We start from the raw sequence: 22,113 nt of genomic DNA on the forward strand, positions 1-22,113 counted from the left end.
TCAGTCCGGCGGTGATAGACACAAGCCTGGCGCCTGCGGATCCCCCTGAGCCGCTTCAGGTGCCATGCGGGTTTCGCGCCGGGCCGCTTTTCTGCCCGACCGGCGGTTACGGGCGCGATCCATCCGGCAGAATGCCAATGGCGGAGCGGCCTTCGCTGAGGGGAGAGCCGCCGCTCCGCCCGCATTCGCCTTGAAACAAACAGTTACTTCTTCGGCGGACGGTTGCGGCCGAAATTCGTCTCGTCCGTATCCTGTCCGGCTTCGACAATGGCCTTCCGGATGCCGCGCGCGCGTTCGAATTCGCGAAACAGCGTTTCGCCATCGTCCCAGCGGATCGCGCGTTGCAGGGCGGCCAGATCCTCGCTGAACCGGCCCAGCGTCTCCAGCACGGCCTCCTTGTTGTTCAGGAAGACGTCCCGCCACATGGTCGGGTCGGACGCGGCAATCCGGGTGAAGTCCCGGAAACCGCCGGCTGAGTATTTCACCACTTCGCCCTCGCCGACGCTTTCCATGTCATGGGCGGTCGAGACGATATTGTAGGCGATGAGGTGCGGCAGGTGCGAGGTGATGGCGAGGACGCGGTCATGACGTGCCGCCTCCATGATCTCGACCTTGGCGCCCAGCATTTCCCAGAAGCTGGCGAGCCGGTCGACTGCCGAATTATAGGGCTCGTCCTGTTGCGGCAGCGGTGTGAGGATGTGCCAGGCATTGCGAAACAGCGAAGCGAAGCCGGCCTCGGGGCCGGACTTTTCGGTCCCCGCAATCGGGTGGCCTGGAATGAGGAACACACCTTCGGGGCAATGCGCGGACATCGACTCCAGCGCCTTTTCCTTCACTGATCCGACATCGGTCAGGATCACGCCGGCTTGCAGATAGGGGGCGATGGCCTCGGTCGTCTCGCCGATAGCGCCGACGGGCACGCAAAGGATGATGCAGTCTGCACCGGAGCAGGCCGCTTCCATCGTCTCGGCGACCTCGCCCAGGTTCAGCGAGCGGGCCCGCGCACGGACATCTTCGCTCTTGTCGAAGAGGACGACCTTCTTCGCAGCCCGGTATTCGCGCGCGGCAAGCGCAATGGACGAGCCGATCAGGCCGGCCCCGAAAATCGCAATACGGTCGAAGACGGGACCCGGCATGCCTCAGTCAGCTTTCGCGAAGGCTTCGAACGCGGCGAGGACATCGTCATTGGCTTCCCTTGTCCCGATGGACAGGCGCATGCAGTCCGGCAGGCCGTAAGCCTTCATGTCCCGGATCACGATCCCTCGCGCGCGCAGGAAGGCGTCAGCATCTTCGGCGCGCTTGCCATCGCGATCCTCGAACTGGATCAGCAGGAAGTTCGCGACGCTTGGATAGACCTTGTAGCCCATCTTTTCGAGGGCCGGCTTCAAACGGTCGAGCTCATCATTGTTGTGGTCGGCTGATTTGGTCACGAAGCTGTCATCGGCCAACGCCGCGATCGCGGCAGCCTGACCGACGGAGGTGACGTTGAACGGGCCGCGCACGCGGTGCAGCGCATCGATCACGCTTTCCGGGCCATAGGCCCAGCCAACCCGCAGGCCGGCCAGTCCGTGAATTTTCGAGAAGGTTCGCGTGACCAGGACGTTCGGTTCTTCCCCGGCCATGTCCATGCCGGCTGAATAATCGTTCTGGCGGACATATTCGGCATACGCCCCGTCGAGAACGAGGAGGATGTCGTCGCGCAGGCCCTTGTGCAGGCGGCGGACCTCATCAAAGGGGATGTAGCTGCCGGTCGGATTGTTCGGATTGGCGAGGAAAACGATCCGTGTCTTGTCCGTGACCCGATCGAGGATGGCATCGACACTTGCTGTCAGCTCGGTCTCGGGCGCACTGATGCACTTGGCGCCCGATTGCTGGGCGACGAGCCGGTAGACGAGAAAGCCATGTTGCGACTGGATGATTTCGTCGCCCGGCTTCAGGTAGGCGCGGCCGAGCAGCTGGAAGATCTCGTCCGAGCCGGCCCCGCACACGATACGGTCTGGATCGACCCCGTATTTCTTGCCGATCGCCTCACGCAGGGCAAAGCAGGCGCCATCTGGATACATCTCAAGATGTTCGGCTGCCTTGCTCAGCGCCTCGCGCGCCGCCGGGCTGCATCCAAGGGGGTTTTCATTCGATGAAAGCTTCCATCCATGGTCGAGCTTTTGCCCGCCCTTGTAGGGTGTGATTTCGAGAATGTTCGCAAGTGGCTTTGGCCCGCTCATGCTGATCGCTCCATGTCTGGCCGTCCTCCTGAGCAAAGACGGGCCGAAAATCAAGTCGGCGATGTGCAAGGCGGCGTCGCAATGGAGAGGCTGCTTGACTTCCGGCGCCGCTGCGGACACCTCAAGCGCACGATGCCGGATACCACGCGCCTTTCGCCAAGTGAAGTCAAGCAGCTAGCCCTGCCGGGCCCGCTGTCACTCGACTGTGGCGAGACGCTGGAGACCGTTCGCATCGCCTATGAAACCTGGGGCGAACTAAACGCCGACAAGTCGAATGCGATCCTGGTCTGCCATGCGCTGACCGGTGACCAGTTCGCCGGCTCCGACAATGTCGTCACCGGCCGGCCAGCCTGGTGGCCGCGCATGATCGGGCCCGGCAAGCCGATTGATACCGACCGCTTCCACGTCATCGCGACCAATGTACTCGGGGGCTGTATGGGCACGACGGGCCCGGCTTCGCCCGGCCCGGATGGCAAGCCCTGGGGCACGCGCTTTCCTGTCATCACGATCGGCGACATGGTCCGCGCCCAGCGTGCCTTCATCGAGGCGCTCGGCATAGACAGCCTCTTCTCGGTCATGGGTGGTTCCATGGGCGGCATGCAGGCGCTGGAATGGGCCGTGCAGGCGCCGGAAAAGGTCTTCACGGCCGTCCCGATTGCAACGGCCGCGCGCCATTCGGCCCAGAACATTGCCTTCTACGAAGTCGGACGACAGGCGATCATGGCCGATCCTGACTGGTGTGACGGGCTATATCTCGCCGAGGGGCGCCGCCCGGCGCGCGGCCTCGCCATTGCGCGGATGGCCGCCCACATCACCTATGTCTCTGAGTCGGCGCTGAAGCGGAAATTCGACCGCGGCCTGCAAGACCGAGAAAAGGCAAGCTTCAGTTTCGATGCGGACTTCCAGGTCGAATCCTACCTGCGATACCAAGGGCATTCCTTCGTCGACCGGTTTGACGCCAATTCCTATCTCTATGTGACCCGCGCCATGGACTATTTCGACATGGCTGCGCGCTACAATGGCCGGCTTGCTGAAGCCTTCAAGGGGACCCCGGTCCGCTTCTGCCTGTTCTCATTCACCTCGGACTGGCACTATCCGCCTGAGGCAAGCCGCGAGATCACGCGCGCGCTGGCGGCGGCTGGCGCTGAAGTCAGCCACCTCGAAATCGAGAGCGACAAGGGCCACGATGCCTTCCTGCTGGATGAGCCGGTCTACGAAAAGGCGCTGGCCGGTTTCCTCACCGCAAATGCCGAATTGCGGGGGATCTGATGAGCGAAACCCGTTCGATCCGCGCCGACCACCTCGCCATCGCCTCACGTGTTCCCGCCGGTGCGCGGGTTCTGGATGTCGGCTGCGGCAATGGTGACTTGCTGGCCCTGCTGAAAGAGCAGAAGCAGGTCAATGCTCGCGGGCTGGAGCTGTCGCCGCACGAGGCGGGTATCGCGCTCGCGCGCGGGCTGTCTGTCATCCAGGGTGACGCCGATAGCGATCTAGAAGTCTTTCCCGATGACGGTTTCGATGTCGCCATCCTGTCCAAGGCGATCCAGCAGATGCGCCGGCCGGCCTTCGTTCTGCAGGAGCTTGCCCGGATCGCGCCGGAAATGATCGTATCCTTCCGCAATTTCGGACTATGGCAACGGCGCTTTTCGCTCGTAACCACTGGGCGCATGCCGGGCCATCGCGACTGGCATGATGACGGTGCGCTGCACCCGTCGACTGCTCGCGACATGATTGACCTGACGCATGCCATGGGGCTGGAAATGGTCGCCATGGCGCCGATGCGGAATGGCAAGGTGGGCGAGTTTCGCAGTACGGGCCTGTCGCGGCTCAACTGGGGTGCGGACGAAGTCATCCTGCACCTGCGCCGAAGCGGACACTGAACAGGCCAGACATGAAAAAGCCGGCTGGGCCCTGACCCCCAGCCGGCTTTCTGGCACTCCCGAGAGAGACGCCTTTAGCTTGCGAGCGCCTGCTCGTTCTTTTCGCCGGTGCGGATACGGACGACCGAGTCCAGACCGGATACGAAAATCTTGCCGTCGCCGATCGTGCCGGTATTGGCCGCGCTGATGATCGCTTCCGACAGCCTGTCCACGTCGCCGGTCGCGCAAGCAACCTCGACTTTGACCTTCGGCAGAAGGCGAACTTCGTACTCTGCGCCGCGGTAGACTTCCGTCTTGCCCTGCTGCCGGCCATAGCCGCGGACTTCCGAGACAGTCAGGCCTGCAACGCCTGCTTCGCTCAGAGCGTCGATGACGGCATCAAGCCGGCTTGGCTTGAAGATGGCGGTAATAAGTTTCATGGCCCCAAAGCCTCCCAATTTCTAACAGGTTAATCAAAGCGCGCGCCCGATGAGCGGTCAACGCGAGAATTTCGGTGTTTTCGAACGCTGTCCACGTCTGCCTCTTTTCTAGGCAGTTGTGCAACTCCTTTGCGCCCGGGTGCCAAACCGGTCACGGGCGCAACGGCGCCGCCGCCGGGCCGAGCATAGAGTCTTTTCGTCGCCTCGACCATGACCACACCGCCCAGCCCGGGTGTGAGCAGGGCGCCAACCTTCTCCCAGCCTTCAGCGCTGGCCGCCAGAAAATCCATTCGGATCGGCAGGACATGGACGGCCGTCGTACTGGCGGTGACCTGGAAGAGGTGGTCATTGAGATATGCAATCAGCTGGCGCCGGGTCCAGGGACGGCCATGGCCGAAGGGGGTGTTCTCGAAGAGGGACCAGAGGCTGGTTCGGTTGGCAGCAGCGACGAGCATGCGGCCTTCCGGCGCTAGCAGCCGCCAGGCTTCGCGCAGGACTGCGCGCGGGCTGTCGGCTTCCTCTATGGCGTGGAGCAGGACGATCCGCTCGAACGCGCCGTCGCCAAAGGGCAGGCGGTCTTCTTCGGCCAGGCAGGTCGACACTCCCCGGTCGCTCGCGCTCCAGGCGGCTTGCGGCGATGTCTGGGGCGTGGCGGCGATGCAGGCGCGGGCCGTTCCGGCATAGGCCGACAGCAGGGGATGGGCATATCCCATGCCCAGTACATTGAGGCCTTTGCAGTCGCCCCAAAGGTCGCCCAAACGCTTCATGATGAGGTAAGCCGCTGCCTCGCCGAGGCGGCTGCTATAAAATCCGTCGAGTTCCTCCGCGGACAGTCTCATTAAAACCCCTTGTTTCGACTGGGTGTCATAGCGTTAAATGGGGTCATGCTCGACATTCACCAATTCCCCTGCCTGAATGACAATTACGGTTTCCTTGTTCATGACCGCGAAAGCGGCATGACGGTTGCCATCGATACACCCGACGGTGCCAAGTATCTCGAAGAGGCAAAGTCTCTCGGGTGGACCATCGATGCCATCTGGAACACGCATTGGCATCCGGACCACGCGGGCGGCAACCTCAAGATCAAGGACGAGACCGGTTGCCGCATCATCGGTCCGGCAGGCGAGGCACAGAAAATCCCCGGCATTGAAGACCAGATGCGCGGTGGCGACACCTTGAAGCTCGGCGAGCTGACGGTGAAAGTCATTGACGTTCCGGGCCACACCCTCGGCCACATTGCCTACTACATTCCCGACGCAAAAGTGGCCTTTGTCGGCGATGCGCTGTTCGCGCTCGGCTGCGGCCGGGTCTTCGAGGGCGACCCGAAGATGATGTGGACCTCGCTCTCCCGGCTGAAAGACCTTCCGCCTGAGACGAAAATATACTGCGCGCATGAGTACACGGCCGCCAATGCGCGGTTTGCTGTCACGGTCGATCCTGACAATGCAAAGCTCGCAGCCTACGCCGAAGACGTGAAGCTGAAGCGTCAGCGCGGCGACTGGACGGTTCCGACCATCCTGTCGCGCGAGCTGGAGGCCAATCCGTTCCTGCGCGCGGACGATCCAGCCCTTCAGGCTGCAATGGGTCATCCCGGCGATCCGGTCTCGACCTTTGCGGAGATCCGCCAGCGCAAGGACAATTTCTGAGGATGCCGGCGCTATCCGGCGATCTCGGCGCCAGGGAAATCATCCGGCTGCTTGGCCTCAAACCCCACCCCGAAGGCGGGCACTATGCAGAGATGTATCGCAGCGCGGGCAAAGACCGTGGTGCCTGCACGACAATCTACTACCTGCTCGAAGCCGATGAGGTATCCGCCTGGCACCGGGTCGACGCAGACGAGGTGTGGGCCTGGCATGCCGGCGGCCCATTGTCGCTGACCATCTCTCCGCCGGACGGCAAGGGCGCGGGGGCGAATACGCTCGGACCCGATCTCCGGGCCGGGCAGAACCCGCATCTGGTGGTCCCGAAGGATCACTGGCAGACGGCAGAGAGCCTCGGCGCCTGGACGCTGGTGAGCTGTTTCGTGGCGCCGGGCTTCGAGTTTGCCGGCTTCGAACTCGCGCCTGAGGACTGGCGCCCGCAAAACTGAGCCGGGCTCAGCCTGCAGTCGCGCCGCCATCAATGACCAGCTCGGCCCCGGTCATGTAGCTGCTTTCATCCGAGGCGAGGAAAAGCATGCCGTTCACGATTTCCTGGATTGTCCCGGCGCGCCCGAACGGGACACCCTCGGCGGTCATGCCGGCCAATGTCGCATCGCGCGGCATGTTGCTGTCGGCCCCTTCGGCGGTTCCGATCAGCGTGTCCCAGATAGCGGTCGAGACAATGCCGGGGTGGATGGAATTGACGCGGATGCCGTCCTTGGCTTCAGCGCATTCAAGCGCGACGGATTTGGTGAAGCTGCGCACGGCGGCCTTCGTCGCGCAATAGCAGGAAAAGTTCGCGGTCGAGCGGATGCCGGCGATGGACGAGACGTTGATGATGTTGCCCTTGCCTGCCGCTTTCATCAGCGGCAGGGCATGCTTCACTCCCAGGAAGACCCCGTCCACATTCACCGCCATCATCTTGCGCCAGAGCGACAGCTCCATCTCGTGCGCAAGACCGGTCATGCCAATCCCCGCATTGTTGATCAGCACATCGAGGTGTCCATGATCCTTGCGAATACCGTCGATGACGCCGGCCCATGCTTCTTCGGAGGTCACGTCGTGTTCAAGGAATTGCGCCCGGCCGCCGGCTGTCTTGATCTCGGAAACGAGCGACTGGCCCGCGTCGGCCTCGATATCGGTTGCGACGATGATGGCGCCCTCTGCGGCGAAGCTGAGCGCAGCCTGCCGGCCGATCCCCTTGGCAGCCCCGGTGATACAGACCACGCGGCCCTGGAATCGATGTGTCATCTGATGTCTCCCTCGTCTTCGAGCCGCTGATCGGGCAGCTCTGATTTTCTTCGAGAAGAACGCGAGCGCATTCGCCGCGCAAGTCTGACGCGAGGGCAGCGATCAGGCGGGGAAGGGGCCGGCCTTGCTCAAGCTGGAACTGACGGGATGGCCGAGAACGGTTTCCAGCCATTTGGCCGTTTCGATCAGTTTCGACAGGTCCAGCCCGGTCTCAAATCCTGAGCGCTCCAGCATGTAGACAACATCCTCGGTCGCGACATTCCCGGTCGCTGCCGGCGCAAAGGGGCAGCCGCCGATCCCGCCGCAGCTGGCGTCGATGACGTCCACGCCCTCCTCGATGGCGGCTGCCACATTGGCAAGGGCCGCCCCGCGCGTGTCATGGAAGTGCATGCGCAGGAAGACGTCGGGCGCCTCGATCAGCACGCGTTCGATCAGGGCGCGCACCTGCCAGGGCGAGGCCACCCCGATCGTGTCGCCGAGGGCCAGCTCGCCGATCCCGGCCCTTTGCGCCCGGGCCGCGAGGTTCGCCACGACAGCCGGATCCACCTCGCCGTCATAGGGGTCGCCAAATGCGACCGAGATGGTCGCTGACAGGGGAATGCCGGCCTCATGGATCAGCGGTGCGCACTGCTCCAGCATGTCGGCGCTTTCGGATGGGCTCATGCCCTGGTTGCGCCGGCCGAAGCCTTCACCCGCGACAAGCACGAAGTTGATCTCGTCGGCTTCTGCATCGATGGCGCGGCGAACGCCCTTCTCGTTCAGGGCAAGCGCGATGTGGCGGACCGGCCGGGACCGGTCGAGGCCCATGAAGACCTCGGCACTGTCGGCCATTTTCGGCACAGCCTTGGGCGAAACAAAGCTGCCGGACTCCATGCGCCTGACACCGCACGCCTCCAGCCGGTCGATGAATTCCAGCTTCTGGGCCGTCGTCAGATTGCCCGGATCGTTCTGCAGCCCGTCGCGCGGGCCGACCTCTACTATATCGATGCGTCTTGTCATGAGCGTCTTCTAGTGCTGTTGGAGATCGGATGACAGACCCAATATTACCGCTTGCCGGCCTACGCGTCCTTGAACTTGGTCAATTGATCGCCGGCCCCTTCTGCGGCCAGCTGCTCGGCGACTTCGGCGCCGAAGTGATCAAGATCGAGGCGCCCGATGCGCCGGACCCGGCCCGCGGCTGGGGCGCTGCCAAGGTCGATGGCCAGAGCCTCTTCTGGCCGATTATCGCACGCAACAAGAAGTCGATGACGCTGAACCTGCGCACCGAACGTGGCCAGGCCATCCTCAAGGACCTTGTCGAAACAGCAGACGTGCTGGTGGAGAATTTCAGGCCGGGCACGCTCGAACGCTGGGGCCTTGGCCCGGACGTCCTGCGTGCCATCAATCCGCGCCTCGTGATCACGCGGGTCTCCGGCTATGGCCAGACGGGTCCGGAAAGCCACAAGGCGGGTTATGCCAGCGTCGGGGAAGCGAAGGGCGGCCTGCGTCACCTGATCGGTGAGCCGGACCGGCTGCCTGCGCGCGCGGGTGTCTCGCTAGGCGATACAATGACCGGCACGTTTGCGGCGCTCGGGACAATGATGGCGCTATTTGCGCGCGAGCGTACCGGCAAGGGCCAGGTCGTCGATGCCGCCATCTATGAGAGTGTCATGGCTTTCATGGAAAGCCTCATCCCGGAATATGCCCTGGCCGGCCACACGCGCGAGCGTACCGGGCCGATCCTGCCGAAGATCGCCCCGTCCGGCGTCTACCCTTGTGCGGACGGGCTGGTCATCATCGGGGCCAACCAGGACACGCTGTTCCGCCGGCTGTCGGCTATGTGCGGCAAGGACTGGGCGGATGATCGGCGCTATGCCACGCATGATGCGCGCGGCGAGAACCAGCTGGAGCTGGATGAAAAGATCAGCGCCTGGACGCGCCAGCACCCAGTCGCTGATGTGCTGGCCCGGTGCGAGGAACACGGTGTGCCCTGCGGCCCCGTCAACACGGCAAGGGACATGCTGGCGGATGCCCATATCGCGGCGCGAGAAGCGATCATCAAAGTCGCGCATCCCCTTCTTGGCGAGGTGCCGATGCAGGGCGTCTTCCCGAAACTGTCGGACACGCCGGGCAGGGTCGACAGGGCCGGGCCGGCGCTTGGTGAAAATACCAGCGAGATTCTCGCGGCGATCGGCTATGACGAGAAAGCGCAGGCCGGACTCAGGCAGGAGGGCGTCATCTGATGTCGACATACAAACACCCGCTTGAAGGGGCCTCTCAGGACGAGACCCTCGAAATCAGGCCACGGTTCAACGCCGACGGGCTCGTCGCGGCGATTGCACAGGACGTCGAGACCGATGAGGTCCTGATGCTGGCCTGGATGAATGCCGATGCGCTGGCGCAGACGATCCGGACCGGCCGGGCGACGTACTGGTCGCGCTCGCGCGAGGCGCTCTGGGTCAAGGGCGAGAGTTCGGGCCATACCCAGGAAGTTGCCGACATTCTGGTCGACTGCGACCAGGACGCGGTGCTCCTGAAAGTGCGCCAGCGCGGCGCTGCCTGCCACACCGATCGCAAGAGCTGTTTTTATCGCCGCATCGACGCGGCCGGGTCTGCGCTTTCTTTCACAGGGACGGACGGTTAGAGTCCGCAGGGAATCACAGGGTATTTTTTACGGGGTTAGTCTGATGAAACAGATCGTACTTGCAACGGCCAGCGCATTCATCCTTGCCATGGCGGCGTGTTCAGGCCCGGCGGGGAACGAGGGGGCGAACAGCGAGACCGATGCACCGGAAACCGATACTGGCGCGACCGATGCGGTCGTCGCGCCGGAGACGGCTTCCGAAGAAGGTGTCGATGCGCTGCAGCTCATCAAGCTCGATTGCGGCAGCATCTACGTCTCCGACCTCGATATCTTCTCGACCGCCGGCGACTATGCTGGCCAGTCCGACACCTTTACCGACACCTGCTGGCTCATCCGCCACCCTGAGGGCGACCTGCTCTGGGACCTCGGCCTGCCGGGCATCCTGACGACGCAGGACGAACAGACGACTGGTGTCTTCACCGTTTCTCTCGAAAAGACGATCGCCGAGCAGCTCGCCGAGCGCGACCTCTCCATGTCGGATATCGAATACGTCTCCATCTCGCACAGCCATTTCGACCATTCCGGACAGGTCGACCTCATCGATGGTTCGACCTGGCTCGTGAACCAGCTCGAATACGATCACATGTTCCCTGAGCCCGACGTCTCCGAAGAAGCGCCTGCTGAGGATGCCGAAACCGAAGGCGGCGCGGATGCGGGCAGCCAGTTCCCCGGCTTCGAGGTGCTCCAGCATGAGATCATCCTCGACAATCACGATGTCTTCGGCGACGGCTCGGTGATCATCTTCATGACGCCCGGCCACACGCCTGGCCATGCCGCGCTGCTGGTGAACCTGCCGGAGACCGGTCCCGTGATGCTGACCGGCGATCTCTATCACCGCACCGAAAGCCGCGAGCTGAAGCGTGTGCCGCAGTTCAATACGAGTGAGGCCGACACGCTGGCATCCATGGAAGCGTTCGAGGACCGTGCCGCCGAACTCGGCGCCAAGGTCATCATCCAGCACGAGCCGGACGATACGGACGACCTGCCTGAGGTGATGCGCTAGCCGGGCGAAGGCATGCCTCTGGAAGTGTTGCGCAAACTCAGAGACAAACGCGGCTGATCTATCCTTCGACAGGATTGACTAGAAATCGGAGACAATAGCATTCTGTCCAAATAGATCTGATCACGCTGCAGGTGACTTGTCCGCAAGAGACATAATACCTTGGCATTGAAAGGGGGGGCTCTCATGCTCGTAATCGGTCCGCTTGGCCTTATAATCCTTATTATAATTATTGTTTCTCTGGCATCGAGCGGGAACAAGAAGAACCGCTACGAAACCGATGTGCGGGCAGAATATGCAAAACTGAGCAGAAACATGGATGGCGACGCGCCGATCTCGGTCGATGAAGTGCTTCAATTTGTTAACAACAAGACCGCTGCCCACAACAAAAAGGCAATGATGCAAATCGTTTGGTTTGTCGTAGCCATGGTACTGATGCTGACTGGAGCTGTGATGACCGAGTCAGGGGGATCGGACATATTGGCTGGACTGGCTATCCTTGGTGGCTTAGCGCTTTTCCTGATCGCTCTGGTTCGTTTGGTACTGATCTCGTTCGGGCGCCCCAAAGTCGCCGTCTTGGTCCGGCAGGCTATGGGCGATTGATTAAGACCCGCAGGGTGACCAACGCGCCCGGTGCACCGGGCAACACCTGCATTTTCGACTAGGTGGCGGCCGCCTGCCTGATATGATGGGCTAGTCGCTGGCGGCCGCTGGGTCGCCAAGGAGCTGCTTCAGGGCTGCGACCTGCATGTCGAAGGCCAGCGTGCCCGGCGCGACGAGTTCGACATGACCGCTCGCGGGAACATTGACATAGTCGGCCATTCCACCGGCGGCCTTGATCTTCTCTGTAAGTCCACGGCCAAGGTCCGGTGGTGCGATACGGTCCAGTGCACCATTCACGCTGATAATGCGCGTATCGAGTGGCAGGAACTCAGCCCGTGACGTGTCGGAAAAGACGTTCGGCCGTTCCTCGCTCGGGGCACCGGTCAGAGTGTCCAGGATATTGGCGAGGCAGGTCGGCGCCGTGACAGGCGCGGAGGCTTCGAGGTCTGCGAGACCGCCGGAATTGATCACGCCAGCCAGCTCCAGGGGCTCTGCCGCGAAAAGCGGGCTGGCTTCGGGCAGGTTCGCGCGCGCAGCCGTCCAGACTGCCAGGTGCCCGCCTGCAGAATGACCGAAGGCCGCCACGCGACGGGTGTCGAGACCGAGCGCTGCGCCATGCCTGGCAAGCGCGTCAGCCGCATTCGCCACATCCAGGAACGTCCCGGGATAGCCACCGCCTTCTTCGTCGACGCCGCGATACTCCACGTTCCAGACAGCGAAGCCCTCGATGCGGAGCGCCTCGGCGGCATAGTTCATCAGCGTGCGGTCCGCGATGGCCTTCTGCCAGCAGCCGCCATGGATCATCAATACGGTCGGGTGCGGACCGGCTCCTTCCGGTAGCCAGACATCAACCACATCGATCTCAGGATCGGGTCCGATCTCGACCGACCGGCTTGGCTGCGGCCTGTCGCGGCTGAGAAGGTCGGACCATTGCATCAGGCTTGCCGGGCGCTCTGTCTCATCCGCGGCCTCGACGCCCGCGGGCGCTTCGCCCGGCGCCGGCGTCGTGCAGGCAGCGGCAAGCGCGGCGCCTGCGGCGATCATCATTGCGCGGCATCTCATGCATTGCCCTTTCCCTTTCCGACGGTTCAATGAGTACGGCACGCGCAATACGTTGCAAGGGAAAGGTCCTCATGAGTTACGTCATTCCCGCAGACCGGGGCGAGGCAGAGGCGCTGGATAGCCACGACTTGCTCGGCCATGCACGCGAATTGTTCGACCTGCCGGACGGCAAGACCTACCTTGTTGGCCATTCCCTGGGGCCTGCAACGCATTCTGCGCTCGATGAGCTGGAGCGGACGGCGTCCGGCCACTGGCGCAATGAACTGGTCAAGGCGTGGAATTCGGCCGGCTGGTTTGACCTGCCGCGCACGGTCGGCGCATCGCTCGCCCGCCTTATCGGCGCGCGCCAGGATGAAGTCATCATCGCTGACAGTGTTTCGATCAACCTGTTCAAACTTGCAGCCGCCGCCCGGTCGATTGCGAGAACGCCGGCACTGATTGTCGAGGAAGACGAATTCCCGACCGACCAGTATATCATCGAAGCGCTCTCGAAGCTCAGTGGACGGGACTTTGTGCGCGCGAAATCCGGTGACGGGCTCGCCCATCTTGAGCGCTCAGGCGGCGTGCTGGTTCTCAGCGCGGTAAACTACCGATCCGGCGAGATCCGCAATATGGCGGGCGCCGAAGGCGTTGCGCATTCGTCTGGAGGCGTGATTGTCTGGGACCTTAGCCATGCGACCGGCGTCACAGATGTGAACCTGCAAGAGGCGGGTGCGCGACTCGCAACAGGGTGCACCTACAAATACCTGAACGGTGGCCCGGGGGCGCCTTCCTTCCTCTATGTACGTGCCGATACGATTTCTCGGCTTGAAAGTCCGCTGCCGGGCTGGATGGGCCATGAAAAGCCCTTCGCCTTTGAGCCGGTATATGCACCGGCAAGCGGCATCCAGCGCTTTGCGTCCGGCACCCCGCCGATCCTGTCCCTTGCGGCCCTGTCAGGCGCGCTCGAAGTCTTTGAGAGCATCGACATGAGCCTCGTCCACGACAAGGCGAGAGCGCTCGGCGAGCTTGTTATCGCCCGCGCCGATGCGCTTGGACTCGAGGTCGCTTCACCGCGCGATGGGCGCAGGCGCGGTGGTCATGTCAGTCTGCGTCATCCGAACGGCTACGAGATCGTCCAAGCGCTTATCCATCGCGGCATCCTCGCCGACTTCCGCGAACCGGACACGATCCGTTTCGGCCTTTCGCCGCTTTTCCTGCGGTTCACCGACGTCTGGGACGCGCTTGATGCGCTCGCCGACATACTCGCAACCCGCGCCTGGGACGACCCGGCTTTCCGCCAGCGCTCAAAAGTGACATGAGCCTGGCGACCCCGGCGCGATTCGAACGCGCGACCTACAGATTAGGAATCTGTTGCTCTATCCTGCTGAGCTACGGGGTCTTGCCAGAAAGTGTGCGATACCTTGTTTTTGCGTGGGGTTGAAGAGGCGGCGATGCTGAGAAGGAAGATCCTTGCGGCTGTTGCCCTGTTTGTGGTCTGCGCCTGCTCGCCTTCCTCGCCGCTCGACAGCATGCAGCCGGGCGAGCGCGGGCGTGTGGTCAGGGTGATCGATGGCGACGCGCTGGTGCTGGATACCGGCCAGAGCGTCCGCCTTGTCGGCATCGAGGCGCCCGTGCGCGAGGGCCGTGACCGTCCCGGCGAGCCCTTTGCTGAGGAAGCTGCCCGCGAACTTGAGGATCTCGTCATGGGGCGGGACGTCCGGCTCTACTATCCCGGCCTGACCCGCGACCGATATGACCGCGCGCTGGCCCATGTCGTGACGGCCGATAGCAAGGGTCCGGACTATTGGGTCAATCTCGAACTCGTGAGGCGCGGCGATGTTCGCGTCCGGCTCTATCCTGACACTGATGGCGGCGGCGAAACCCTTATGGAGGCCGAGAAGGCCGCGCGGGAAGAGGCGCGCGGCCTGTGGCGCCTGATCGCCTATGACGCCATCAATGCCAGCGATATCGCACCGGACAGGCGCGGCTTCCTCATCGTTGAGGGTGTGCTGGGCGACGAGGCGCCCCGCCCGAAGGAGGAGGTACGCACCATCCTTTGCACGCGGCGGATGCGCGGGGCCGACCTTGTGATCGACATGGCCTTTTCGGCCCGGCCGGCCTGTTCAGCCCCGGAAGGGACAGCCGTCCGCATACGCGGATGGACGAGCGGCCAGCGCCTTGAACTCGTCCATCCGCTGCATCTCGAAAGTCTTGACTGAGGCTTTAAGGCCTAGCCCGCGATGTACTGCGCGCCGTTCACGGTCATCGTTGCGCCCGTGATGAAGGCAGCTTCCTCGGAGGCGAGATAGGCGCACATGGAGGCGATTTCCTCGGCCTTGCCGAGACGGCCGACCGGAATGGTCGAAATGATTGACTCCAGAACCTTCTCCGGCACGGCGCGGACCATTTCAGTATCGATATAGCCCGGCGCGACCACGTTCACCGTGATGCCCTTCTTGGCGCCTTCCTGGGCCAGCGCCTTGGTCAGGCCGATCAGGCCGGCCTTGGCGGCGGAATAGTTTGCCTGGCCGAACTGGCCTTTCTGCCCGTTGATGGACGAGATGTTGATGACCCGGCCGAAACCGCGCTCACGCATGCCATCCCAGACCTGGCGGGTCACGTTGAAGGCGGAGGTGAGGTCGACATCGATGACCTTGTCCCACTGCTCCTTGGTCATCTTGTGGAACGGGCCGTCCCAGGTGATGCCGGCATTGTTGACGACAACATCGACCGGGCCGAGATCGCTCTCGATCTGCTTCAGGCCGGCACCGACGCCATCATAGTCCGAGACGTCGAACTTGTAGCACTTGATGCCGAGTTCCTGTTCACAGAGCTTGGCGGCTTCCTCGTTGCCGCCATAGTTCGCGGCGACGGCGTATCCGTCCTTTTTCAGGCGTTCGCTGATTGCGCGCCCGATACCTCTTGTACCACCTGTCACGAGGGCCACTCGTCCCATTTATTCCTCCCTGCTTATTGCGCAGCAAAAATTTCGCTGCATCTGCTCAATCTGGTGTAAGCATGATATGTATAAGACAAAAGGGCGATTTTGAAAGTTAGGCGGCGACATGCGAAGATCGGCGCCAAACAGCAATAAATTCGCCGCAAAGGGCGGAGAAAAGGGCACGAAATGACTAAGGCAAACGGCAACGATGGCACGGTTGTGATCAAGAAGTACGCCAACCGGCGGCTTTATGACACATCTACCTCATCGTATGTCACGCTCGACCATCTTGCAGATCTTGTGCGGCGCGAAGTCGATTTCGAAGTCCGCGACGCCAAGACCGGCGAAGACCTGACGCGCGCCGTTCTCACGCAGATCATCTTCGAACGCGAAACCAAGGGCGATGGTGCGTTGCCGCTCTCCTTCCTGCGCCAGTTGATCGGCTTTTATGGCGGCGGTGCCCAGTCCATGCTGCCGGCCTGGCTCGACATGAGCATGAACAGCTTCGCAGAGTCCCAGGAGCGCTGGAAGAAGGCCATGGGCGGGGCCCATCCGATGGCGATGTTCGAGAACCAGGCGCGCCGCAACATGGAAATGTTCGAGCAGGCGATGAAAATGTTCACGCCTCCCTCGGTCATGTCCGGCGGGATGCCGGCGGGCGATCCGCACGGCAAGACCGAGAAGCCGAAGCGCAGTGATCCCGAACCGGAGGCAAAGACCGCCGAAGAGGATGAGCGCGATGCAGCCATGTCTGCGCTGAAGGCGCAGATGAAGATGATGCAGGAGCAGCTGGAAAGCCTCTCCAAGAAGTAGGCTGCCTGCCTATTTCAGCCGATGCGTGGCGTAGACCTCGCCATAATTCGGCGCCTGCACAATGGCGACGCAGCTCGCCTCGCAGTCATAGCTGAAGCTGACATGGCCGCCCGTCCACAGGCCGAGCGTCGATGCCCGCGTGACCGGGTGTACCATTGGTGTCGGATTGGCCGGTGCGTCGAGGAATTCGACCAGGTTGACCTCGGCCGGGGCGGGCGTATGCCCGTCGAGGCTGAAACGGTTGCCGGGCAGAACCGCGACTGAAACTTCACCGGGCCGGTCTGCGGCGGTACGCAGCGCGATGTTCTCGTCGACCGCCGCGCGCCGTGTCGCCGGGCACTGTTTGGCGCCATCATAGACCGATTGCGGCGTGTAAGGCGCACGAACGCCCAGCCGGTCGGCATAGGCGGCCTGGCGTTCGCTGGCGACAGGCAGCGCCATCGGGTCCGGCGTGCCGAGATAGTCCCAGTAATCCACCGACCAGGTCAGCACCATGACATTGTCGCCCTGCTCGGCCTGAACGGCCTTGAGCGTTCGATGCGCGGCGGGGCAGGCATTGCAGTTCTGCGATGCGAAAAGCTCGATCAGCACAGGCTGACGCTCCGCAGCGGCCGGGCCGGCGGCGAGTGTCAGGGCTGCAAGCGCGAGCAAGCTGGATGGGAGGAAATTTTTCATCGCTGCGTGAGATAGCGTTTTCGGCGGCTGAAATGAAATCACCGTGCTGTGATCGGCCCGCAATCGCTGACATTCGCCGATTGCGGGCCGCTTCACCTGATCCTCAGGCCGCAGCCTCGCGGGCGAGATTGCGCAGCACATAGTGCAGGATGCCGCCATTGCGGAAGTAGTCGAGCTCGTTCTCGGTATCGATCCGCACGAGCGTCTTCGCGGTGACCGTGGAGCCGTCTTTCTTCTTGATGATGACGTCGAGGTCCTGGCGCGGGCTGATCGAGTCGATCCCGCTGATCGAGACCTGCTCTGAGCCGTCGAGGCCGAGGCTGTGCCAGCTCTGGCCGTCCTTGAACTGCAGCGGAAGGACGCCCATGCCGATCAGGTTCGAGCGGTGGATGCGCTCGAAACTTTCGGCGACGACGGCTTTCACGCCGAGGAGGATCGTGCCCTTCGCCGCCCAGTCGCGCGACGAGCCGGTGCCGTATTCCTTGCCGGCGAATACGACGAGCGGAACGCCCTCATCCTTGTACTTCATGGCCGCGTCGTAGATCGCCATCTGCTCGCCCGACGGCTGGTGGACGGTCACGCCGCCTTCGACACCGGGGACCATCTGGTTCTTGATGCGGATGTTGGCGAAGGTGCCGCGCATCATGACCTGGTGATTGCCGCGCCGCGAGCCATAGGAGTTGAAGTCCACCGGGGACACCTGGTGTTCCTGCAGGTAGCGCCCTGCGGGGCTGGATGCCTTGATCGCGCCAGCAGGCGAGATGTGGTCGGTCGTAATCGAGTCGGCGAAGAGGCCCAGGATGCGCGCATCCTTGACGTCCTCGGCCTTGTCGAGTTCCACGCTCATGCCCTCGAAATAGGGCGGGTTCTGGACATAGGTCGAGCCGGCCGGCCAAGAGTAGGTCTTCGAGCCGGTAACCGAGATGTTCTGCCAGTGCTCGTCACCCTTGAAGACGTCGCCATAGCGCTCCGTGAACATCTCCGGTGTCACCGACTTGCGCATCACTTCGGCGATTTCGTGCGAGGTCGGCCAGATGTCCTTGAGGTAGACATCATTGCCGTCCTTGTCCTTGCCGAGCGGGTCGGTGGTCAGATTGACGTGCAGTGAGCCGGCGATCGCATAGGCGACGACCAGCGGCGGGGAAGCGAGATAGTTCGCGCGGATATCCTGGCTGATCCGGCCTTCAAAGTTGCGGTTGCCCGACAGGACGGAGGCGGCGACCAGGTCATTCTCGCTGATCGCCTTTGAAACGGCGGGCGGCAGCGGGCCGGAGTTGCCGATACAGGTCGTGCAGCCATAGCCGACAAGGTTGAAGCCCAGCGCGTCAAGATCGTCCTGGAGGCCAGCGCGGGCGAGATAGTCGGTCACGACCTTGGAGCCGGGGGCCAGCGAGGTCTTCACCCAAGGTTTGCGGGCAAGGCCCTTTTCCAGCGCGTTGCGGGCCAGAAGGCCGGCGGCCAGCATGACGGACGGGTTGGAGGTGTTGGTACACGAGGTGATCGCCGCGATGACGACCGAGCCGTCATGGATATGGTAGTCGGTGCCTTCAACAGAATGCATCGAGACGCCATAGGATTCCGGATGGGTGTAGACGCTCGTTGCGCCTTCATCGACGAACCGGGCTTCCCCACGCGAGCCTGGGGTGGTGTTCGGATCCTTGGAGCCGCCCCGAATTTCGTTCAGCGCGTCACGGAATGCCGTGTCGGCTTCTGACAGCAGCACGCGGTCCTGCGGGCGCTTGGGACCGGCGAGCGAAGGAACGACGCTGCCGAGATCGAGCTCCAGCGTCGAGGTGTAGACCGGATCCGGCATCTCCGGGCGCCAGTAGCCCTGTGCCTTGGCATAGGCTTCGACCAGCTTGACGCGCTCGGGGTCGCGGCCCGTGTCGGACAGGTAGGAAAGGGTTTCCTCGTCGACCGGGAAGAAGCCGCAGGTCGCGCCATATTCCGGCGCCATGTTCGAGATGGTCGCTTCGTCTTCCAGGGTCAGGTTGGCAAGGCCGGGGCCGAAGAACTCGACGAACTTGCCGACCACGCCATGCTTGCGCAGCATCTGGGTGACGGTCAGCACGAGGTCGGTCGCTGTCGCGCCTTCGGCAAGCTTGCCGGTCAGCTTGAAGCCGACGACTTCCGGGATCAGCATCGACACCGGCTGGCCGAGCATGGCGGCTTCAGCCTCGATGCCGCCGACGCCCCAGCCGAGGACCGAAAGGCCGTTGATCATTGTGGTGTGGGAGTCGGTACCGACGCAGGTGTCGAAATAGGCGATGGTCTCGCCATCTTCCTCACGGGTCCAGACGGTCTGGCCGAGATATTCCAGGTTCACCTGGTGGCAGATACCCGTGCCCGGCGGCACAACGCGGAAGTTGCGGAAGGCCTTGGAGCCCCAGCGCAGGAACTCATAACGCTCGCCATTGCGCTCATATTCGATTTCGACATTCTTCTCGAAGCTGTCCTCATTGGCGAAGAAATCGACCATCACGGAGTGGTCGATTACCAGGTCAACCGGCACCAGCGGGTTGATGGCCTCGGCATCGGCGCCAAGCTTCTCAGCGGCGTCGCGCATGGCGGCGAGGTCAACAACCGCAGGAACGCCGGTGAAGTCCTGCATCAGGACGCGGGCCGGGCGGTAGGCGATTTCGTGTTGCGCACTTCCCTTATTGTCGAGCCATTCCTTGAAGGCGACAATGTCTGCCTTGGTGACTGTCTTGCCATCCTCGTTGCGCAGCATGTTTTCCAGCAGCACCTTGAGTGATGCGGGAAGCCGTGAGACATCGCCAAGACCGTTCTCGGCCGCAGCCTTGAGCGAGTAGTAAGTGTAGGACTTTCCGTCGACGTCGAGGGTGCGGCGGGCTTTGAAACTGTCAAGGGATGGCATCGTGGGCGTGACCTCTTCTTGCATCATCGGGTGGGACGCGCGTGGCCGCGCGGCGCTTCGTTGCCCGCGTCTTACTAGCGTATCGGGCGATGTGCAATCGCAGCATTGTGCGGCAATTGACCTGCGGGAACGGTTTTGACAGGCGGCCTGCTCATCGAGGCTGACGGGCTGGGTGCTGTTCGCGGCGAACGGATCCTGTTTTCGGGCCTGCATCTCAGCCTGCGCCCGGGTGAGGCGCTTGTGCTGCGCGGGCCGAACGGGTCGGGCAAGTCCACGCTATTGCGCATGCTCGCGGGGCTCAGCCAGCCCGCAACGGGCGAGGTGAAAAGCAGCGGTGCGCATCACTGGCTCGGTCATCGCGATGGCATCAAGCCGCATGAAACCCCGCGCCAGCATCTTACCCACTGGGCGCGTGTCTGGGGCAGTACGCTGTCTCCCGAAGGCATAGCGAAGAGCATGGGGCTCGAACGCCCTATGGATGTGCCGGGCCGGCTGCTCTCGGCGGGTCAGCGCCGGCGCACCGCGCTTGGCCGGCTGCTGCTGGTCGAGCGCCCGATCTGGCTGCTTGACGAACCGTTCAACGCCCTCGATGCGGAAGGGCGGGACCTGCTTGCCAGCCTGATCGCGGCGCAGCTCGAACTGGGCGGCGGTGTCATCGCGGCCCTGCATGGCGACGTTCCATTCGGCGCGAGCCGGGAGGTGGTGCTGTGAGATCGCCCGCCCCCATCCGCGCTGCCTTCGGGCAAGCCTTAGCCGAAGCCTGGGCTGGCGGCGCGGGCGCGCTGCTGCCGATCGGTTTCTTCGCCGGGGCGGCGATGCTTGTGCCATTCACCGTGGGATCTGAAGCCAACCAGCTCGCCGCCATCGGGACAGGCGTGCTCTGGGTTGCACTCGCCCTTGCCTCGCTGGTTTCCATGGAGCGGCTGTTCCAGGCCGACCTTGAAGACGGCACGCTGGAGCTCTGGGCGCAGGAGGCATGCCCGCTCTTTCTCATCGCGGCGGCGAAGATATTTGCGCACTGGACCGTCTCTGGCCTGCCGCTGGTCCTGCTGACGCCGCTTATCGGGATCACCCTGCAGCTGCCGGCCGACCAGCTTCTGCCAGCCATGCTCGCCTATGGGCTGGGCGGACTGGCTTTCTTCTTCTGGGGCGGGGTGGCCGGTGCGCTGGCGGCCAGCGTCCCGCGCGGCGGATTGCTGATCGCGCTGCTCGCCTTGCCGCTCTTCGTGCCGACCGCCATATTCGGCGCGCTCGCGGCCGAACCGGGGGCCGTCGGGCCGAACATATTGTTCCTCGCAGCCTCGACCCTGTTTGCCCTGGCGGTTGCGCCTTTCGCCGCATCTGCGGCGCTTCGCTTGGCCGTGGACTGATCGCCTAGTATTGAGAGCGCCATGATTTCGATCTTTGCCAATCCCCACCGGTTCATGAAGCTGTCGCGCTGGCTCGCGCCGGCCTGTCTTGTGGCCGGTATCCTGCTGATTGCCTGGAGCCTCTGGCAGGCGCTCTGGGTCGTGCCGCAGGACGATTACCAGGGCGGGGATATCATGCGCGCCATGTTCATCCATGTGCCATCCGCCTGGCTGGCCATGGGCAGCTATATGGGGCTCGCCGTGGCGAGCTTCGTCTGGTTCATCTGGCGCCACGAGCTGGCCGACATGGCCGCAAAGTCCATCGCGCCGATCGGGGCGGGCTATACGGCGATGTGCCTGGCCACCGGCGCGATCTGGGGCAAGCCGACCTGGGGCACATGGTGGCTCTGGGACGATGCGCGGATGATGTCGGTGCTGCTGATGTTCTTTCTCTTCCTCGGCTATATGGCCCTGCGTGCGGCCATGGACACGCGCCAGAAAGCTGCCCGCGCGGGCGCCATCCTTGCCATGGTCGGGGCGGTCAACGTGCCGCTGATCAAGTTTTCGGTCGATATCTGGGCCTCGATCCACCAGAGCGCCAGCGTGATCCGGATGGACGGCCCGGCCATGCCGGCCATCTATCTCACGCCGCTGCTGATCGGTGCGCTCGGCCATCTCATCTTCTTTGCGGCCCTGACCTTGACGCTGATGCGCGCCGAAGTCTGGCAGCGGCGCGGCGATGTGATCATGGCCCGCAAGCTGGCAGGAGGCTGAC

General features: G+C 63.2%; 24 protein-coding genes and 1 tRNA gene. 14 read left to right on the forward strand and 11 right to left on the reverse strand.

The annotated features are described in order from the left end of the window. Positions 1-203 precede the first annotated feature (203 nt). A complete protein-coding gene (locus D1223_RS08745) occupies positions 204-1,136 on the reverse strand; it encodes a prephenate/arogenate dehydrogenase family protein (RefSeq protein WP_119376002.1) in 933 nt (310 codons plus the stop codon). 3 nt (positions 1,137-1,139) lie between these two features. Next, positions 1,140-2,222: a histidinol-phosphate transaminase gene (gene hisC / locus D1223_RS08750; protein WP_119376003.1), complete on the reverse strand. Its 1,083-nt coding sequence runs from the start codon at positions 2,220-2,222 to the stop codon at positions 1,140-1,142. 132 nt (positions 2,223-2,354) lie between these two features. Here hisC and metX point away from each other — a divergent pair, with 132 nt between their 5' ends. Both metX and D1223_RS08760 read left to right on the forward strand, forming a co-directional pair. Beyond that, the gene (metX, locus tag D1223_RS08755; protein WP_199288204.1) at positions 2,355-3,491 is read left to right on the forward strand and encodes a homoserine O-acetyltransferase MetX; all 1,137 of its coding nucleotides are present in this window, start codon (positions 2,355-2,357) and stop codon (positions 3,489-3,491) included. Continuing rightward, positions 3,491-4,102, forward strand: a complete 612-nt coding sequence (locus D1223_RS08760; protein ID WP_119376005.1) for a methionine biosynthesis protein MetW — start codon at positions 3,491-3,493, stop codon at positions 4,100-4,102. The genes metX and D1223_RS08760 overlap by 1 nt, the downstream gene beginning before the upstream one ends. Before the next feature lie 74 nt (positions 4,103-4,176). Here D1223_RS08760 and D1223_RS08765 read toward each other — a convergent pair whose 3' ends face one another. Both D1223_RS08765 and D1223_RS08770 read right to left on the reverse strand, forming a co-directional pair. Then, positions 4,177-4,521, reverse strand: coding sequence for a P-II family nitrogen regulator (locus D1223_RS08765; protein ID WP_119376006.1), 345 nt, complete (start codon positions 4,519-4,521; stop codon positions 4,177-4,179). A gap of 29 nt (positions 4,522-4,550) precedes the next feature. Further along, on the reverse strand, positions 4,551-5,360 hold the full coding sequence (locus tag D1223_RS08770; RefSeq protein ID WP_119376007.1) for a class I SAM-dependent methyltransferase: 810 nt from the start codon (positions 5,358-5,360) through the stop codon (positions 4,551-4,553). Positions 5,361-5,405: 45 nt separating this feature from the next. On the opposite strand from D1223_RS08770, the gene gloB reads away from it, so the two are divergent. Both gloB and D1223_RS08780 read left to right on the forward strand, forming a co-directional pair. Then, complete coding sequence (gloB, locus tag D1223_RS08775) at positions 5,406-6,167, forward strand: hydroxyacylglutathione hydrolase (protein ID WP_119376008.1); 762 nt, start codon at positions 5,406-5,408, stop codon at positions 6,165-6,167. A gap of 2 nt (positions 6,168-6,169) precedes the next feature. Beyond that, positions 6,170-6,610: a cupin domain-containing protein gene (locus D1223_RS08780; RefSeq protein ID WP_119376009.1), complete on the forward strand. Its 441-nt coding sequence runs from the start codon at positions 6,170-6,172 to the stop codon at positions 6,608-6,610. A 7-nt stretch (positions 6,611-6,617) separates the two neighbouring features. Here D1223_RS08780 and D1223_RS08785 read toward each other — a convergent pair whose 3' ends face one another. After that, complete coding sequence (locus D1223_RS08785; protein ID WP_119376010.1) at positions 6,618-7,412, reverse strand: SDR family NAD(P)-dependent oxidoreductase; 795 nt, start codon at positions 7,410-7,412, stop codon at positions 6,618-6,620. Positions 7,413-7,514: 102 nt separating this feature from the next. Beyond that, complete coding sequence (locus D1223_RS08790; protein WP_119376011.1) at positions 7,515-8,411, reverse strand: hydroxymethylglutaryl-CoA lyase; 897 nt, start codon at positions 8,409-8,411, stop codon at positions 7,515-7,517. Positions 8,412-8,440: 29 nt separating this feature from the next. On the opposite strand from D1223_RS08790, the gene D1223_RS08795 reads away from it, so the two are divergent. The 4 genes from D1223_RS08795 to D1223_RS08810 all read left to right on the forward strand — a co-directional run bounded on the left by D1223_RS08795 (position 8,441) and on the right by D1223_RS08810 (position 11,638). Further along, entirely contained in the window at positions 8,441-9,634 is a 1,194-nt protein-coding gene (locus tag D1223_RS08795) for a CaiB/BaiF CoA transferase family protein (protein WP_119376012.1), read from the forward strand. Beyond that, on the forward strand, positions 9,634-10,035 hold the full coding sequence (gene hisI, locus D1223_RS08800) for a phosphoribosyl-AMP cyclohydrolase (protein ID WP_119376013.1): 402 nt from the start codon (positions 9,634-9,636) through the stop codon (positions 10,033-10,035). Before D1223_RS08795 ends, hisI begins: the two co-directional genes overlap by 1 nt. Positions 10,036-10,078: 43 nt before the next feature. Next, positions 10,079-11,038: an N-acyl homoserine lactonase family protein gene (locus tag D1223_RS08805; protein WP_119376014.1), complete on the forward strand. Its 960-nt coding sequence runs from the start codon at positions 10,079-10,081 to the stop codon at positions 11,036-11,038. 183 nt (positions 11,039-11,221) lie between these two features. Beyond that, positions 11,222-11,638 (forward strand): hypothetical protein, encoded by a 417-nt coding sequence (locus D1223_RS08810; protein ID WP_119376015.1) that lies wholly within the window; start codon positions 11,222-11,224, stop codon positions 11,636-11,638. Positions 11,639-11,728: 90 nt separating this feature from the next. Here the strand turns inward: D1223_RS08810 and D1223_RS08815 are convergent, their stop codons facing one another. After that, a complete protein-coding gene (locus D1223_RS08815; protein ID WP_233353097.1) occupies positions 11,729-12,685 on the reverse strand; it encodes an alpha/beta hydrolase family protein in 957 nt (318 codons plus the stop codon). A gap of 86 nt (positions 12,686-12,771) precedes the next feature. Here D1223_RS08815 and D1223_RS08820 point away from each other — a divergent pair, with 86 nt between their 5' ends. Beyond that, entirely contained in the window at positions 12,772-14,001 is a 1,230-nt protein-coding gene (locus D1223_RS08820; RefSeq protein WP_119376016.1) for a kynureninase, read from the forward strand. 3 nt (positions 14,002-14,004) lie between these two features. On the opposite strand, the gene D1223_RS08825 is transcribed toward D1223_RS08820, so the two are convergent. Further along, positions 14,005-14,081, reverse strand: a tRNA-Arg gene (locus D1223_RS08825). 52 nt (positions 14,082-14,133) lie between these two features. Between D1223_RS08825 and D1223_RS08830 the strand changes: the two genes are divergently transcribed. Then, entirely contained in the window at positions 14,134-14,901 is a 768-nt protein-coding gene (locus D1223_RS08830; RefSeq protein WP_119376017.1) for a thermonuclease family protein, read from the forward strand. Positions 14,902-14,912: 11 nt separating this feature from the next. Here the strand turns inward: D1223_RS08830 and phbB are convergent, their stop codons facing one another. Then, positions 14,913-15,638 (reverse strand): acetoacetyl-CoA reductase, encoded by a 726-nt coding sequence (gene phbB, locus D1223_RS08835; protein WP_119376018.1) that lies wholly within the window; start codon positions 15,636-15,638, stop codon positions 14,913-14,915. A gap of 171 nt (positions 15,639-15,809) precedes the next feature. On the opposite strand from phbB, the gene phaR reads away from it, so the two are divergent. Then, positions 15,810-16,436 (forward strand): polyhydroxyalkanoate synthesis repressor PhaR, encoded by a 627-nt coding sequence (phaR, locus tag D1223_RS08840; RefSeq protein WP_119376019.1) that lies wholly within the window; start codon positions 15,810-15,812, stop codon positions 16,434-16,436. A 9-nt stretch (positions 16,437-16,445) separates the two neighbouring features. On the opposite strand, the gene D1223_RS08845 is transcribed toward phaR, so the two are convergent. Continuing rightward, complete coding sequence (locus D1223_RS08845) at positions 16,446-17,111, reverse strand: DUF1223 domain-containing protein (RefSeq protein WP_158588438.1); 666 nt, start codon at positions 17,109-17,111, stop codon at positions 16,446-16,448. Positions 17,112-17,214: 103 nt separating this feature from the next. Next, on the reverse strand, positions 17,215-19,989 hold the full coding sequence (acnA, locus tag D1223_RS08850) for an aconitate hydratase AcnA (RefSeq protein WP_119376099.1): 2,775 nt from the start codon (positions 19,987-19,989) through the stop codon (positions 17,215-17,217). Positions 19,990-20,124: 135 nt separating this feature from the next. On the opposite strand from acnA, the gene ccmA reads away from it, so the two are divergent. Genes ccmA through ccmC form a run of 3 tightly spaced genes read left to right on the forward strand, consistent with a single transcriptional unit; the run spans position 20,125 to position 22,112 of the window. Then, complete coding sequence (gene ccmA / locus D1223_RS08855; RefSeq protein ID WP_119376021.1) at positions 20,125-20,700, forward strand: heme ABC exporter ATP-binding protein CcmA; 576 nt, start codon at positions 20,125-20,127, stop codon at positions 20,698-20,700. Further along, the gene (gene ccmB / locus D1223_RS08860; protein ID WP_119376022.1) at positions 20,697-21,359 is read left to right on the forward strand and encodes a heme exporter protein CcmB; all 663 of its coding nucleotides are present in this window, start codon (positions 20,697-20,699) and stop codon (positions 21,357-21,359) included. Before ccmA ends, ccmB begins: the two co-directional genes overlap by 4 nt. A 21-nt stretch (positions 21,360-21,380) precedes the next feature. Further along, positions 21,381-22,112, forward strand: coding sequence for a heme ABC transporter permease CcmC (ccmC, locus tag D1223_RS08865; protein ID WP_119376023.1), 732 nt, complete (start codon positions 21,381-21,383; stop codon positions 22,110-22,112). Position 22,113 lies beyond the last annotated feature (1 nt).

It is taken from the genome of Henriciella mobilis (genome assembly GCF_003576285.1).
Classification (GTDB): domain Bacteria; phylum Pseudomonadota; class Alphaproteobacteria; order Caulobacterales; family Hyphomonadaceae; genus Henriciella; species Henriciella mobilis.